The sequence below is a fragment of the Mesorhizobium sp. CNPSo 4688 genome, from assembly GCF_057784295.1.
In genome coordinates this window covers 287407-301333 of record NZ_JBWLUY010000009.1, presented here as the reverse complement: position 1 = coordinate 301333, position 13927 = coordinate 287407, and the positions used below count along the sequence as shown (strand labels likewise).

The following is a 13927-nucleotide window of genomic DNA, read 5'->3' as shown; positions in this document are numbered from 1 at the left end:
GGAACATGTCCTTTTTGCCACGGAGAGATCATCGCCATATGACTGTAAGCCGGCTCGAACGGCCGGCGGGGGAGAAAATTTTTAGCGTTATTCCCGCGCCTTTAGCCAGCTATTCTGGAGAAGTCCGCGACCTGGTCGGTGGCCGCGCGGATGCGGGCCAGCAACGCCAGACGGTTGGCGCGCACGGCCTGGTCCTCATCATTCACGAGAACGCGTTCAAAGAATGAATCAACCGGTTCACGCAACACGCTAAGCGCCAGCATGGCGGCGGAAAAGTCTTCCTTTTGAATCGCTTCGCCGGCTTGCTTCTCAGCCTGATTCACCGCGGCAAACAGCGACTTCTCAGCCTCCTCGCGAAACAGTGCCGGCTCAACAGTTTCGCCGACGACTGTTTTCTTCTTCTCCTCGGCCGCCAGAATGTTGGCCGCGCGCTTGGTGCCGGCGAGCAGGTTCTTGCCGTCCTCGGTGTCGAGGAAGGAGCCGAGCGCTTCGACGCGGCGCACGATCTGCAGGAGGTCATCGGACTGCGGCGTGATCACTGCGTCGATGAGATCGTGACGGGCGCCCTGGTCGCGCAGGTAGACTTTCAGGCGGTCGTGGAAGAAAGCCAGGAGATCGGTCGACTGGCCTGCACCGCTGTCCTTGAAATTGGCGGCAGCGCGATCGAAAATGGACGACAGGGCCAGACGGATGCCGTTCTCGACCAGCATCCTCACCACACCCAAAGCCGCTCTCCGTAGCGCATAAGGATCCTTCGACCCCGTCGGCTTTTCATCGATCGCCCAGAAGCCGACCAGCGTGTCGAGCTTGTCGGCCAGCGCGACGGCAATCGACACGGGATCGGTCGGCACGCGATCCGACGGACCTTGCGGCTTGTAATGTTCCTCGATGGCCGCGGCCACGGACGGATGTTCGCCCTGCAGCAGCGCATATTTGCGCCCCATGGCGCCTTGCAGTTCGGGAAACTCACCCACTGCTTCGGTTGTCAGATCGGCCTTGGCCAGCACGGAGGCACGCCCGGCGCGCTCGTGCAGGTATTTCTGCTCGGTGTTGAGGTCGTCGGCCGACAGAAGCTTTCCGTCGAAGAATTTCGGCTGCGTCGACAAGGTGTCGGCGATATCTTGCGCCAGCCGCTTGATCCGCTCCACCCTCTCGCCTTGCGTGCCGAGCTTGGCGTGGAAGGTCACATTGAGATGGTCGAGGCGGGCCATGCGCTGGTCGAGCGGCTTTTTCAGGTCGAGCCCGAACTTTTTCGCCGATGCCTCGAGCTGCTCCAGATCGGGCAGGTCGCCCTGGTCGGTCTTCCAGAAATAGAGCGCGTCCGACAGGCGTGCGCGCACCACCTTGCCATTGCCGTGCGCGATCTCCTTGCCGCCGTCCTTGGCCTCGATGTTGGCGGTGAGGATGAAACTGTTGGAGAGGTTTTCGCCATCGCCCTGCGGCCGGGTGACAAAGCATTTCTGGTTGGCGCGGATGGTCAGCCGGACCACTTCAGGCGGAATAGCGAGAAAAGCCTGCTCGAATTCGCCCATCAGCACCACCGGCCATTCGACAAGGCCCGACACTTCTTCCAGCAGCCCTTCGTCCTCGACCAGGTCGAGCCCGTTGGCAAAGGCGAGGTTGCGGGCGTCGGCCAGGATGATCTCCTTGCGACGGTCGCCATCGAGCACGACCTTGGCCGCTTCCAGCTTGGTCACGTAATCGTCGAAGCGGCGCACTGTGATTTCACCGGGCGCCATGAAACGGTGGCCGTAGGTGATATTGCCCGAGCGAATGCCGTCGATCTCGAAATCGACCACGACCGGCTCCTCGGTCTCCGGGCCGAAGGTGCACAGGATCGTCTGCAGCGGCCGCACCCAGCGCAGCGAGCCGGGTTTTGCCGAAGCCGGCCCCCAGCGCATCGATGTCGGCCACGGGAAGTTGCGGATGATGGTAGGTACCAGTTCGGCAATGATCGCTTCCGCGGCTCTGCCGGGCTTCGAAATATGGGCGACGTAGAAATCGCCCTTCTTCGGGTCGGAATGGACATGCGCCTCGGCAACCGAGGCCAGGCCTGCCTTGCGCAGAAATCCCTGCACGGCCTGTTCCGGCGCCGTCGTCGACGGCCCCTTGATCTCCTCGTGGATATCCTTCGAGCGCGCGGTCAGGCCCCTGATGTCGAGCGCCAGGCGCCGCGGCGTCCAATATTCGCGCGCCGCGTCATAGGTCAGACCCGCCTCGACCAACCCCTCGGTCAGCATCTTCCTGAGATCGCCCGCCGCCTTGCGCTGCATGCGGGCCGGTATTTCCTCGGAGCGAAGTTCTAGAAGCAGGTCAGGCATGGTCAGGCTCCCACCCTCCCCTTGATGGGGAGGGTCGGCGCGCAGCGCCGGGGTGGGGTGGCGGCCTCTCAGCCGCCGATACCTTCGGCACCATCGCGCAAATGCAGGTGTGATTTCTGTTCTTCCACCGCCGCATAGATCGTATCGAGCACGGAATCCAGTTCGTTTTTGATTTCATGGTTCCAGAAGCGGATGACACGGTAGCCCTGACTCTCGAACCATTTCGTGCGGCGCTCATCATGGCGCTGCTGGTCATCAAAACTGTGATGGTCGCCATCAACTTCGATGATCAGCTTCAACCGGTGTGAGATGAAATCAGGGAAATAGACCCCTACCGACGCCTGCCTGCGAAAATGCGTACCTTCGACAGGAATGCGCCAGAGATGTCGCCACAGGGTGCGCTCCTCGTCTGTCATCGCCGCGCGGAGCCTTTTTGCAGACTGCAGCTTGAACCGATCGAGTTTTGGCATGGGACGTCGCGCTGTCACCCCCACCCGCCGCTTCGCGGCGACCTCCCCCATCTAGGGGGAGGTAGGGGCGCATAACAACTCGGCTCACCGTCAATTTCCAGAAATTCTCAGCACCCTGTCGGACCGCAGCCAGCCCGCCCGTCCTTGGATCAAAGATTTCCATGAACCAAACGCAGCGCTGAAGCGACCAACGCTCAGGCAGGGACCTATTGGCTGAACGACCATGAAAACGGCATCGAGACTTCTCCAGATACTCGCACTCAGCGCCTGTTTCGCCGCGCAGGCCCATGGCGCCTTCTCGATGCCGGGCGTGCGGCAGGCCATGCGGACGATCGATAGCGCAAGCGCTCAAGGCGCAAAGCCGAGCGCCGCCACCATCCAAATCGCAGCCTTGAGCTAGGCCGCCAGTCCGCCGGCTTGAGTCAGCAAAAACGCCTCGCCGCAGGCTTTCGCAAGATTGCGCACTCGCAGGATGTAACTCTGTCGCTCAGTCACCGAAATCACGCCGCGCGCATCGAGCAGGTTGAAGACATGGCTGGCCTTGATGCACTGGTCATAGGCCGGGAAGACCATGCGGTGCATCGGCAGATTGTCGTTCGAGGCCGGGGCGCCGGCCGCGAGTAGTGCCTTGCATTCGGCTTCGGCGTCCTCGAAATGCCGGAGCAGCATGGCGGTGTTGGCATATTCGAAATTGTGCCTGGAATATTCCTGCTCGGCCTGCAGGAAGACCTCGCCATAGGTGACTTTTTCAGCGCCTTCGCGGCCGTTGAAGTTGAGGTCGTAGACATTGTCGACGCCCTGCACGTACATGGCCAGCCGCTCCAGGCCGTAGGTCAGTTCGCCCGCCACCGGCGCGCATTCAATGCCGCAGACCTGTTGGAAATAGGTGAACTGCGACACTTCCATGCCGTCGCACCAGCACTCCCAGCCGAGCCCCCAGGCGCCCAGCGTCGGGCTTGCCCAGTCATCCTCGACGAAGCGGATGTCGTGCAGCAGCGGATCGACGCCGATTGCCTTGAGCGAACCGAGATAAAGCTCCTGCAGGTTCGGCGGGTTGGGCTTCAGGATGACCTGGTACTGGTAATAATGCTGCAGCCGGTTGGGGTTCTCGCCATAGCGGCCGTCCTTCGGTCGGCGCGAAGGCTGGACATAAGCGGCGTTCCAACCCCTGGGACCGAGCGCGCGCAGCGTGGTTGCCGGATGGAAGGTGCCGGCGCCGACCTCCATATCGTAGGGCTGCAGGATGACGCAACCATAGGCGGCCCAGTAATTGTGCAGGGTCAGGATCAACCCCTGGAACGAGCGGCTGGGATGCATATGGTCTGACGTCACGGCGGCCTCGCAAAGCGCGAAAAAGAAGACATTCCCTTAAAGCATGATCCCGAAAAGTGGAAACCGGTTTTCGGAAAAGATCATGCTCTAAAAAGCAACTGGATCAGGTCGACGATTCAACCGAACGTCGGCCCGATCCAGTTGCCGGGCCGGCAAGCGTCAAGGCAGCGCCTTGCGCCGCCTTGCCCGAGAGGTTGAACGCTTTGCTTCTCGCTGGCCCATTGCCGGACGGCGCCGGCGGCCCTCTGCTGAACTCAGTTCCACCGACAAAGGTTCAGCCATGCAAGGCCAGCTCACCGTACGCCCCGTCACCCGGCAGGATTACGAGCAATGGCTGCCGCTGTGGGACGGATACAACGCTTTTTACGGCCGCTCGGGAGAAACCGCCCTGCCCGGCGACGTCACCGCAATGACCTGGTCGCGCTTCTTCGATGCCTATGAGCCGATGCATGCGCTGGTCGCCGAGAGCGAAGGCAAGCTTCTCGGCCTTGTGCACTATCTCTACCACCGCACCACCACGGCGATTTCGCCGAACTGCTATCTGCAGGACCTCTTCACCACCGAAGCGTCGCGCGGCAAAGGCGTTGGCCGGGCGCTGATCGAAGGCGTCTATACCAGGGCGCAAGCAGCCGGCGCAGGCCGGGTGTACTGGCTGACACACGAGACCAACCACACGGCGATGAAGCTCTACGACAAGATCGGCGAGCTATCGGGGTTTGTGGTCTATCGAAAAATGTTCTGAAAATAAAACGGGGCTCAGCGAGCCCCGTTTAATCAGAAGTATGACTTGCCTCACCCCTTCGGCGCAGGCGCCGGTGCGACCGGCTTGACCTTCGGGGTCTCCTGCGCGGTGTTGGATTCGATCGGCGGCAGGCCCTTCATCAGCTTCTGCTGCAAGGTGGCAAGCACATCGGGATCGGGCTTCAGATCACGCGCCTGGTTCCACTGGAAGGTGGCTTCGAGCTTGCGGCCGACGCGCCAGTAGGCATCGCCGAGATGGTCGTTGAGCACCGGATCTTCCGGCTTGAGCGACACGGCGCGCTCCATTTCGCGCACGGCGTCGTCGAACCGGCCCATGCGGAAATAGGCCCAGCCCAGCGAATCGACGATGTAGCCATCGCTCGGCCTGAGGTCGACGGCCTTCTGGATCATCGCCAGGCCTTCCTTGAGGTTCATGTTCATGTCGACCCAGGAATAGCCGAGATAGTTCAGCACCTGCGGCTGGTCGGGGAACAGTTCCAGCGCCTTGCGGAAATTCGGTTCGGCCTTCGGCCATTCCTTCAGCCGCTCATAGGCGATGCCGCGCTGGTAATAGATGTTCCAGTTGGCATTGGTCGGCGTCTTCAGCACCGCGACCGCCTTGTCGTAGAGGGTGGCGGCGGAGCGGAAGTCCTCCTTCGAGGCATAGACCCCGCCCAGCGCCAGATAGGCGCGCATGTCGTCGGGGTGGGCGTCGACGAAGGCCTTCAGATGGGCGATCGCCTCGTCGTGACGGTTAAGATCGGCAAGGTTGAGGCCGAGCTGCAGGTCGGAAAGCTCCTTCAGCGGCGAGGAGGCCGGAATACGGCGGTAGAGCGCAATGGCGCCTTCGCCGTCCTTCAGCTGCTCCGCAACGGCGGCAAGCTGTACCAAAGCGGCGTCGCTGTCGGGCTTCAGTGCCAGCGCATATTGCAGATAAAGGCGCACGAACGGCTCGCCGCCCCCGCGATTGAGCGCGATGGCGAGGTCGAGCAGGATTTCGGAGGCGCCTTCCGACGGGCTGGAGACGAAGGGCTCGATCTTGTCGCCCTTGCTGATCCTGTCGCGAAGCGCCTGGATGTCCAGCTTGCCCGGCGCGAACGCCTCGGCCTTGTCGAGCACGTAGAGCGCCTTGTTCTTGTCGCCCTTGCGCGCCAGGAAAGACGCATAGGCCTGAGCGTTGCGCATCCATGTCTCCGGCGCAGCACCTCCGGCCGTGGTGTCGGTCAAGGTCGCGTCATAGAGCGCATCGGCCTTGTCCGACATGCCTGAGGCATCGGCGATCAGCGCGCGGTGGAAGGACTTGAACAGGCCGAACCAGTCAGGCCCCTGCAGCTTGTCGATGGAGGCCATCGCCTCGGTGGCATTGCCGGCGCCCTCTTGCGCCCAGCCGGACATGACGCCGGAAATCAGCCGATCGAGATCGGATTCGAGCGACAGCTTGAGCCAGTACTGCGCCTTGGTGAAATCCTTCTTGTGGAAGGAGTCGACCGCCAGCGCCAGCCGCGAGAAGCGCTCGACATCGGGAACTTCCTTGAGCTTGTCGGCATAGACAAGCGATTCCTCGAAGCGCCCCTGCGCGATCAGCGACAGCATCAAGCTCTGCTGCAGCGAGGTGTCGCCGGGATTGAAAGCCAGCGCCTGCTTGTAATAGGCGATGGCATTGTCGAGGTCGTTGTCGCCTTCGGCGATGCGGGCGGCGAGATAGGCGCCCGAGAAGGAGGTGATCTTGACCGGGTCGGTCGATTCCTTGGCGTAGGCGGGCAACGGAGAAATCGCCATCCCTGCCATAATTGCCAGCCCTGCGAGCCAGCGCGCACGTCCTTGCCGCATCGTATCCCTTTCAGCCAGACGCGACCCGCACACAGGCGGGACCGCCGTAGACTCGATGTTTCCGGACAAAGCATGGCCTTTTTGGGGTCAGGCTTCAATCCGGGCCGAATTCACAATCGGGTCACCCGATTAACAAACCATGGCGACGCCCACACTGCCAGTTTCGGGATAATAGCAGATCGGGGTTGGGAGCTACAGCCTGACATCGCGATATCCGCCTGCCGCGACAGTGGTGCACAGGCCGGCCCATTCGCAACCCTGGCAGGCCTCACGCGTCACGCCGGTTGAAAAGGCCGCGCGCAGGCTCGCAAGCGTTGCCGCGTCGAGGCTGAAGCGGGCGCCGTCCTGGATCGGCCGGGCCAACAGTTTGCCGACGTCGCGCGCTGCCAGTTCGTCCCGGCCGGCGGCGCTTTCCCCCGAACAGTGGGATTCGGCCTCGCCGAGCATCGGCTGGCAGATGTCGTCTGGGCCGGAGACGATCAGAACATCCTCGCCCCGGCCAAGACGTTTCGCGATCGCGTCATAATTGGCGATGAAAGCTGCGCTGTACCCTTTGCCGACATAGGTCAGCAGGCAAAGCAGGTGATGGGAGCGCAGTCTGACGGTCATCGGTCCTTATGATGCCTTCCGAGCCGGTTCGGCCTTGCCCGAAAACAGCTTGAGTGTCGCGGCGCCGAGCGCCGATTTCAGCAAGCCGCCGACGAGGAAGGGCAGGAAGCCGAAGGTGATGGCCTGTTCGAGGCCGATCATGACGGCGAGCCAGGCGGTGCCGAGAACCAGGCAGGCGAGATTGCCGAGGACCATGGCGGCGAAGGCGAGCATTACCCGGTTGCCGTTCCAGCCGCGTTCGGCCAGCCAGCCGACGAGCGCGCCGACAAGCGGGAAAGCGAAGAGATAACCGCCCGTTGGTCCGACGAAATGCGACGCACCCGCTGCCCCTCCGGCCAGAACCGGAAAGCCTACGGCGCCCTCGACGAGCCAGGCCGCAATGGTGATGGCGCCAAGCCGCCAGCCATAGAGCGCGCCAATCAGCGTCACGGCGAAGGTCTGCATGGTTACCGGGACCGGCACCATCGGCACTTCGATGTAGGACGACAGCGCCAGAAACAGCGTGCCGAGAACGACGGCTCCGGCCTGCCAGCCAAGCGAGCGGGTTTGCAGGCGCAACGGGCTGAAGGAGGGCTTGGCGGGCGAAAAGACGATGTCGGTCATGGCGGGCTTCCCTGGCTGGTTTCAAATTATAGATAATTTTGTTGTTCGATCTATTATCGAATCCATATTTGCACGGGGATGGCAAGGGGTGGCTGGGAAAAGACTGGGGAATTGGAGAACTGGAGAAATGAGGAATTGGAGAAATGAGGAATTGAGTGCTGCCGCCTACCCAACAATAGCAAACGCTTCACGCATCTTGCCTGACGCGGTCTTGACCGGTTTCTGGCCGATCCACTGCACGTGCCGGCCAAGGGTGGCAGCGGCCGATTCGATGTTGCCTTGCCTGAGCGCGCTGAGAATTGCGCGGTGATCCTGGTCGGTGCGGATTTCCCATTCCGAGCGCCAGGCGGCGAACAGGAAGCGCGCGCTTGCCGCATGCAAATCATCGATGGTCGCGATGAGCCGCGGCATGCCGCAGGGCGCCAGGATCAGCCGGTGGAAAGTGCGGTTGGCCTCCTCCCAGGAGCGGACATCGCGGGATTTGTCGCCGGCCTTTGTGGCTTCTTCGGCAAGGTTGAGAATGGCCGCCGTCAGGTGCGGCGCGGCATGGCGCAGCGCCAGAACTTCGAGCGCCGCCCGCATTTCGGCGACTTCCCTGACCTCGCCGAGATCGAAAGCGGCAACGCGCACGCCTCGCCTTGGCTCGCCGATCGCCAGCCCTTGCGCCTCCAGACGCCGGAAGGCCTCGCGAACCGGGACATGGCTGGTCTGGAACTCCTCGGCGATATGATCCTGCCGCAGCCGGGCCCCCGGCTCGATCGCGCCCGATATGATGCGGTCGGCCAGCACCTTGCTGATGCGCACGGCGATGGTGTCGTCTGCGGTCTTTGCCATGTTTTATAGATAATTTGCGGCGTGCCGCTTTGTCGAGCCGGCCGCTGTGCGATTTCGCGGCAAAATCGCTCGGCGCGCCAGGCGCCGGTCAGTTCACCCGGCTGATGCAGAAGTCGATGACGTCGATCAGCGCCGATTTCTGCGGCGTCGCTTCCAGCGGCGCCAGCGCGTCGCGGGCGATCTCGCCGAAATGGCGGGCTCGGCCGATAGTGTCGGCGATCGCGCCATGGCGGGTCATCAGGCCGATCGCCTTTTCCAGCCCGGCATCGTCGGTGACATTGTCTTCGATGGCGCGCTTCCAGAAGGTGCGCTCGGCCTTGGTGCCGCGCCGGTAGGCGAGGATCACCGGCAGCGTCACCTTGCCCTCGCGGAAATCGTCGCCGACATTTTTGCCCAGCTCCTGGCTGGAGCCGCCATAATCCAGCGCATCGTCGATAAGCTGGAAGGCAAGGCCGAGATTCATGCCGTAGGAGCGTAGTGCGGCGCGATCGTTGCGCGTCGCCAGCGCGATGACTGGGCCAACCTCGGCGGCGGCCGAGAACAGGGCGGCGGTCTTGGCCTTGATGACAGCGAAATGCTCGTCCTCGGTGGTGTCGAGGTTCTTGGCCGCGGCCAGTTGCATCACCTCGCCCTCGGCGATGATGGAGGCGGCGCTGGACAGGATGTCGAGCGCTTCGAGCGAGCCGACATCGACCATCATGCGGAAAGCCTGGCCGAGCAGGAAGTCGCCGACCAGCACGCTGGCCTGGTTGCCCCAGATCATGCGGGCGGTCTTCTTGCCGCGACGCATGCCGCTCTCGTCGACGACATCGTCATGGAGCAGCGTGGCGGTGTGCATGAATTCGACCGAGGTGGCGAGCTTGACGTGGCCCTCGCCGGAATAGCCGAACATCTGGGCGGCGGCGAGTGTGAGCATGGGACGCAGCCTTTTGCCACCCGACGAGATCAGATGGTTGGCGACCTCCGGGATCATCTCGACGTCGGAGCCGGCCTTGGACAGGATCAATTCGTTGACGCGGCCCATATCGGCTGATGTCAGCTCGATGAGATCCTTGATGGAAGCGGGTTCCCGCTTCCCGTTTTCGATGTTGAGAACGACACCCACCAACAAACACTCCCGTCTTGATCACGTGTGCGACGGCACCCTGGTCCCTGCAAGGACTCTAGGGCGGCACATACCGGCACGGCAAGAGGCGAATTGGCGCGGCTGCGGTGACGGCGTGTCAACCCCTAGAGCCGCTTCACACTTTTCGGCACCATGCTCCAGCGTTTACATCAACGCCGCAACCTGCGAACTTCATCCGATGATAGAACTCGTCCGCACCAACGATGCCGTGATCATCTCCTTTGTCGAATCGCTGATGCGCGATGCCGGGATTGCCTGCTTCGTCGCCGATCAGAATATGAGCATTCTCGAAGGGTCGATCGGTCTTTTGCAGAAGCGCGTCATGGTCGACGCCGACCAGGCCGATCAGGCGCGGCGCATCCTGAAAGACGCCGGCATCGAGAACGAAATCCGCCAGAAATAATGGCTGAAGCGAGCGCCTTCGCCAATGACACGCCGGCCCACACGGTCGATGCCTTCCATCGCGGGCGCTTCTGGCTGGTGCAGCCCAGGACCGGCCATCGCGCCGGCATGGACGCCATGATGCTGGCGGCGGCGGTGCCGTCCGCCTTTGCCGGACGGCTTGCCGATTTCGGCGCCGGCGCGGGTGCGGCGGGCCTTGCTGTGCTGTCTCGTTGCCCAGCGTCTGAGGTCGTGCTTGTCGAACGCTCGACCGAGATGGCGGGGTTCGCCGCGACGACACTCGCCCATCCCGGCAATGCGCATCTCGGCAACCGCGCCTCGGTGCTGACAGCCGATGTCACGCTGTCGGGCCGGGCGCGCACGCAGGCCGGCCTTGCCGACAATTCCTTCGATTTCGTCATCATGAACCCGCCCTTCAACGCCTCCGAGGACCGCGCCACACCTGACCCGCTGCGCAGGCAGGCGCATGTCATGGAAGACGGATTGTTCGAAAGCTGGATCAGAAGTGCGGCTGCCGTCGCAAAACCCCGCGGTGGCCTGGCCGTCATCGCACGGCCTGAACAGCTCCGCGACCTCCTCGATGCCTTGTCGGGCCGCTTCGGCGACGCAGAGATGCTGGCCGTCCACCCACGCCCGGAAGCAGCCGCAATCCGCATTGTCGTGCGGGCAGCACTCGGCGCGCGTGGAAAATTGTCGATCCGCCCGCCGCTGATGCTGCATGCCGAGACGGGCGACGGCCCGTCGGAACGGACCGAGATGATCAACAACGGACTGGCATCGCTGTTCAGCGATTGATTTGGGGCTGAGCATTCCGTTGCAGCAAAAGCAGCAGCGCGACATGCATTCGCCCCAAAACCGCGGCATTGCCGTTGGCCAGCAAATCCCTACATGCCAGAGCAAGATCCGCGCCGCCCGAGGAATTTCTTCCAAAACTGATCTATCTTGCTCTTTTGCCACTGGAGACAGCCACCTCGTGAAACGCCTTTTCAACCGCCTGCTGCCGAAATCCTGGCGATCCAGCGTCGTCACCATTCCCGTCATCAGGCTGCACGGCACGATCATGGCCGGTGGCGGCCAGTTCCGACCGAGCCTGTCGCTCGCCTCCACAGCCGCGCTCATCGAAAAGGCGTTCCTGTTCGACGCGCCCGCGGTCGCCATCTCGATCAATTCGCCCGGCGGCTCGCCGGTGCAGTCTCGGCTGATCTTCAAGCGCATCCGCGACCTGGCGATCGAGAAGAACAAGAAGGTACTGGTCTTCGTCGAGGACGTGGCGGCCTCGGGCGGCTACATGATCGCGGTTGCCGGCGACGAGATCTTTGCCGATCCATCCTCCATCGTCGGTTCGATCGGCGTGGTCTCTGCCTCGTTCGGTTTTCCCGAACTGATGAAGAAGATCGGCATCGAGCGCCGCGTCCACACCGCCGGCCAGAACAAGGCTGTGCTCGATCCGTTCAAGCCGGAAAAGAAGGAAGATGTCGAGCGCCTGAAGGCGCTGCAGCTTGAGGTGCACGATACCTTCATCGACCTGGTCAAGGAGCGCCGCGGCAGTAAGCTGAAGGACGATCCGGACCTGTTCACCGGTCTGTTCTGGACCGGCAAGAAGGGGCTGGAGCTTGGCCTCGTCGATGCGTTGAGCGACATGCGCACGGTGCTGAAGACCCGCTTCGGTGCGAAAACCCAGCTCAGGCTGGTTACCGCGCCGCGTGCCCTGTTCGGCCGCATCGGCCTGTTCGGCTCACGCTTTTCAGCGCCCGAGATTGCGGCCGCTGCCGCCAGCGGCGTGATCGATGCGGCGGAAGAGCGCGCATTGTGGGCGCGCTTCGGGCTTTGAAAAAGCAGGGAAACCGTCTAGCATAACAGCCTGACCGACCCGATCGGCCGCCTTTGCCGCCTTGCGAGGGAGGAGTTTTGAGATGCCGCAGATCATTTTCTTCGCGATTGTCGGCGCCGCCGCCTATTTCGGCTACCGCACCTTCATCCGCGAAGCCGAGCGCGTGACGGCCAAGGTGCGGCGCACCGAAAAGCAGGCGGCCAACGGCGCCAACGGCACGCTGGTCAAGGATCCGAAGACCGGCGAATACCGCCTGGCCAAGGACTGAACCCCATCCCGCTTGCAGCCGACACTGTGGATGCCGTGAGCCAGACATGGCTTGCGCCTGCCAAGATAAATCTGGCGCTGCATGTCACCGGCAGGCGTGGCGACGGCTACCATCTGCTCGAAAGCCTGGTCGTCTTCACCCGCTTCGGCGACAGGGTGGAGATCGAGCCTGCCGACAGCGACCGCTTCTCCATAGCGGGCCGCTACGCAACTTCGGTGCCAATAGACGACAGCAATCTGGTGGTGAAGGCGCGCGAAGCGCTGCGCAGCCGGGCAGGCCAGCAGAGCACGCCGCCGGTTGCCATCCGGCTGGAAAAGAACCTGCCGGTCGCCTCCGGCGTCGGCGGCGGTTCGAGTGACGCCGCGGCGGCGCTGCGCGGTCTTGTCCGGACATGGGGGCTCGATATCGGCGAAGCCGAACTGGCGCGGATTGGTCTCACCCTCGGCGCCGATGTGCCGATGTGCCTTGCGGCAAAACCACTGATCGCGCGCGGTGTCGGCGACGAGCTGTCGCTGGTGGCGGATTTTCCGGCACTGGCGCTGGTGCTGGTCAATCCCGGTGTCGCCGTTTCAACGCCTGAGGTGTTCAACGCCCTCGACAAACGCGACAATGAAGCACTACCGCCGTTGCCGCGCGGTTTCGACTTCCACAGTATCCGCAACTGGCTGGAGGTCACCCGCAACGATCTTGAGGCACCGGCGCTGGCAATACAGCCTCCCATCGGCAGGGCGCTTTCCCTGTTGAACCGGGCCGGGTCGGGATTCTCGCGCATGTCGGGGTCCGGCGCGACATGCTTCGGGCTGTTCGAGACCGGCAATGTCGCCAAGCGCGCCGCGGCCGAGATCCGCAGCCGCGAACCGAACTGGTTTGTCGCCGCGACACGAAGCATCGCTTCGGAGGGAACCGATGGCCAAAATTGACGAAAGCCGCCCGTTCATTCCGGTGCGCATCGCGGTGCTGACGGTTTCCGATACGCGCAGCCTCGCCGACGACAAATCCGGCCAGACCCTGGCCGACCGCATCACGGAAGCCGGCCATGTACTGGCCGCCCGCGATATCGTCACCGACGACCGCGACAAGATCCGCGATACGGTCCTGGCGTGGTCCCGGGACAAGGACATCGATGTCGTCATCACCACCGGCGGCACCGGCTTCACCGGCCGCGACGTGACGCCGGAGGCCCTGGAGCCGATCTTCGAAAAGCGCATGGACGGCTTTTCCGAAGTCTTCCACCGCATTTCCTACGACAAGATCGGCACCTCGACGGTGCAAAGCCGGGCGACCGGCGGCGTCGTCAATGCCACCTTCGTCTTCGTGCTGCCGGGCTCGCCCGGCGCCTGCAAGGACGCCTGGGACGGCATATTGAAACCGCAGCTCGACTACCGCCACATGCCCTGCAACTTCGTCGAGATCATGCCGCGCCTGGACGAGCATTTGCGCCGCGGCAAGGCCGGCTCGTAAAGCAAGGCGGATAGCGGTTCAGCGCTGCCTTTGTCAGGCGGAATGGCAGCTACGCCTTCGAGAGGTCATTTCCTGCGAGTTGCCTAAGGCGTAGTCTGC

At 63.0% G+C, this 13927-nt stretch carries 16 protein-coding genes; 8 read left to right on the top strand and 8 right to left on the bottom strand.

The genetic code is table 11. The features are described 5' to 3' along the window. Positions 1-101: 101 nt before the first annotated feature. On the bottom strand, positions 102-2321 hold the full coding sequence (gene glyS, locus AC04SH_RS19365) for a glycine--tRNA ligase subunit beta (protein ID WP_488576250.1): 2220 nt from the start codon (positions 2319-2321) through the stop codon (positions 102-104). A gap of 68 nt (positions 2322-2389) precedes the next feature. Continuing rightward, positions 2390-2791, bottom strand: coding sequence for an endonuclease domain-containing protein (locus tag AC04SH_RS19360; protein WP_488576249.1), 402 nt, complete (start codon positions 2789-2791; stop codon positions 2390-2392). Positions 2792-3014: 223 nt separating this feature from the next. Here AC04SH_RS19360 and AC04SH_RS19355 point away from each other — a divergent pair, with 223 nt between their 5' ends. Beyond that, the gene (locus AC04SH_RS19355; protein ID WP_488576248.1) at positions 3015-3191 is read left to right on the top strand and encodes a hypothetical protein; all 177 of its coding nucleotides are present in this window, start codon (positions 3015-3017) and stop codon (positions 3189-3191) included. Here AC04SH_RS19355 and AC04SH_RS19350 read toward each other — a convergent pair. After that, on the bottom strand, positions 3188-4108 hold the full coding sequence (locus tag AC04SH_RS19350) for a glycine--tRNA ligase subunit alpha (RefSeq protein ID WP_488576306.1): 921 nt from the start codon (positions 4106-4108) through the stop codon (positions 3188-3190). The two genes, AC04SH_RS19355 and AC04SH_RS19350, sit on opposite strands and share 4 nt — an antisense overlap. A gap of 295 nt (positions 4109-4403) precedes the next feature. On the opposite strand from AC04SH_RS19350, the gene AC04SH_RS19345 reads away from it, so the two are divergent. Then, positions 4404-4865 (top strand): GNAT family N-acetyltransferase, encoded by a 462-nt coding sequence (locus AC04SH_RS19345; protein ID WP_488576247.1) that lies wholly within the window; start codon positions 4404-4406, stop codon positions 4863-4865. Between the two features lie 50 nt (positions 4866-4915). Here AC04SH_RS19345 and AC04SH_RS19340 read toward each other — a convergent pair whose 3' ends face one another. The 5 genes from AC04SH_RS19340 to AC04SH_RS19320 form a co-directional block, all read right to left on the bottom strand. After that, the gene (locus AC04SH_RS19340) at positions 4916-6694 is read right to left on the bottom strand and encodes a tetratricopeptide repeat protein (protein ID WP_488576246.1); all 1779 of its coding nucleotides are present in this window, start codon (positions 6692-6694) and stop codon (positions 4916-4918) included. Between the two features lie 192 nt (positions 6695-6886). Next, on the bottom strand, positions 6887-7303 hold the full coding sequence (locus tag AC04SH_RS19335) for a DUF1284 domain-containing protein (protein ID WP_488576245.1): 417 nt from the start codon (positions 7301-7303) through the stop codon (positions 6887-6889). A 6-nt stretch (positions 7304-7309) separates the two neighbouring features. After that, positions 7310-7906 carry a biotin transporter BioY gene (locus AC04SH_RS19330; RefSeq protein WP_488576244.1) on the bottom strand — a complete coding sequence of 199 codons (597 nt, stop codon included), beginning with the start codon at positions 7904-7906 and terminating at the stop codon, positions 7310-7312. A gap of 165 nt (positions 7907-8071) precedes the next feature. Continuing rightward, positions 8072-8740: a GntR family transcriptional regulator gene (locus AC04SH_RS19325; RefSeq protein WP_455860045.1), complete on the bottom strand. Its 669-nt coding sequence runs from the start codon at positions 8738-8740 to the stop codon at positions 8072-8074. An 88-nt stretch (positions 8741-8828) separates the two neighbouring features. Continuing rightward, entirely contained in the window at positions 8829-9845 is a 1017-nt protein-coding gene (locus AC04SH_RS19320; RefSeq protein ID WP_112566998.1) for a polyprenyl synthetase family protein, read from the bottom strand. A 199-nt stretch (positions 9846-10044) separates the two neighbouring features. Here AC04SH_RS19320 and AC04SH_RS19315 point away from each other — a divergent pair, with 199 nt between their 5' ends. From AC04SH_RS19315 to moaB, 6 genes are all read left to right on the top strand, one after another. Further along, entirely contained in the window at positions 10045-10269 is a 225-nt protein-coding gene (locus AC04SH_RS19315) for a putative signal transducing protein (protein WP_112567065.1), read from the top strand. Then, complete coding sequence (locus tag AC04SH_RS19310) at positions 10269-11063, top strand: tRNA1(Val) (adenine(37)-N6)-methyltransferase (protein ID WP_488576243.1); 795 nt, start codon at positions 10269-10271, stop codon at positions 11061-11063. Before AC04SH_RS19315 ends, AC04SH_RS19310 begins: the two co-directional genes overlap by 1 nt. 178 nt (positions 11064-11241) lie before the next feature. Continuing rightward, positions 11242-12099 (top strand): S49 family peptidase, encoded by an 858-nt coding sequence (locus tag AC04SH_RS19305; RefSeq protein ID WP_488576242.1) that lies wholly within the window; start codon positions 11242-11244, stop codon positions 12097-12099. Between the two features lie 82 nt (positions 12100-12181). Next, positions 12182-12367 carry a hypothetical protein gene (locus tag AC04SH_RS19300; protein WP_112567004.1) on the top strand — a complete coding sequence of 62 codons (186 nt, stop codon included), beginning with the start codon at positions 12182-12184 and terminating at the stop codon, positions 12365-12367. 26 nt (positions 12368-12393) lie between these two features. Further along, positions 12394-13287: a 4-(cytidine 5'-diphospho)-2-C-methyl-D-erythritol kinase gene (locus tag AC04SH_RS19295; RefSeq protein WP_488576241.1), complete on the top strand. Its 894-nt coding sequence runs from the start codon at positions 12394-12396 to the stop codon at positions 13285-13287. Beyond that, the gene (gene moaB / locus AC04SH_RS19290) at positions 13274-13828 is read left to right on the top strand and encodes a molybdenum cofactor biosynthesis protein B (RefSeq protein WP_488576240.1); all 555 of its coding nucleotides are present in this window, start codon (positions 13274-13276) and stop codon (positions 13826-13828) included. Before AC04SH_RS19295 ends, moaB begins: the two co-directional genes overlap by 14 nt. The last annotated feature ends 99 nt before the right edge of the window (positions 13829-13927 follow it).

What these genes read in the sequence shown, in the direction of transcription:
- AC04SH_RS19325 (WP_455860045.1), bottom strand. Translation starts at nt 8,740, where the DNA reads ATGGCAAAGACCGCAGACGACACCATCGCCGTGCGCATCAGCAAGGTG.
- AC04SH_RS19360 (WP_488576249.1), bottom strand. Translation starts at nt 2,791, where the DNA reads ATGCCAAAACTCGATCGGTTCAAGCTGCAGTCTGCAAAAAGGCTCCGC.
- AC04SH_RS19335 (WP_488576245.1), bottom strand. Translation starts at nt 7,303, where the DNA reads ATGACCGTCAGACTGCGCTCCCATCACCTGCTTTGCCTGCTGACCTAT.
- AC04SH_RS19350 (WP_488576306.1), bottom strand. Translation starts at nt 4,108, where the DNA reads ATGCATCCCAGCCGCTCGTTCCAGGGGTTGATCCTGACCCTGCACAAT.
- AC04SH_RS19345 (WP_488576247.1), top strand. Translation starts at nt 4,404, where the DNA reads ATGCAAGGCCAGCTCACCGTACGCCCCGTCACCCGGCAGGATTACGAG.
- AC04SH_RS19340 (WP_488576246.1), bottom strand. Translation starts at nt 6,694, where the DNA reads ATGCGGCAAGGACGTGCGCGCTGGCTCGCAGGGCTGGCAATTATGGCA.
- glyS (WP_488576250.1), bottom strand. Translation starts at nt 2,321, where the DNA reads ATGCCTGACCTGCTTCTAGAACTTCGCTCCGAGGAAATACCGGCCCGC.
- AC04SH_RS19300 (WP_112567004.1), top strand. Translation starts at nt 12,182, where the DNA reads ATGCCGCAGATCATTTTCTTCGCGATTGTCGGCGCCGCCGCCTATTTC.
- AC04SH_RS19315 (WP_112567065.1), top strand. Translation starts at nt 10,045, where the DNA reads ATGATAGAACTCGTCCGCACCAACGATGCCGTGATCATCTCCTTTGTC.
- AC04SH_RS19310 (WP_488576243.1), top strand. Translation starts at nt 10,269, where the DNA reads ATGGCTGAAGCGAGCGCCTTCGCCAATGACACGCCGGCCCACACGGTC.
- AC04SH_RS19330 (WP_488576244.1), bottom strand. Translation starts at nt 7,906, where the DNA reads ATGACCGACATCGTCTTTTCGCCCGCCAAGCCCTCCTTCAGCCCGTTG.
- AC04SH_RS19355 (WP_488576248.1), top strand. Translation starts at nt 3,015, where the DNA reads ATGAAAACGGCATCGAGACTTCTCCAGATACTCGCACTCAGCGCCTGT.
- moaB (WP_488576240.1), top strand. Translation starts at nt 13,274, where the DNA reads ATGGCCAAAATTGACGAAAGCCGCCCGTTCATTCCGGTGCGCATCGCG.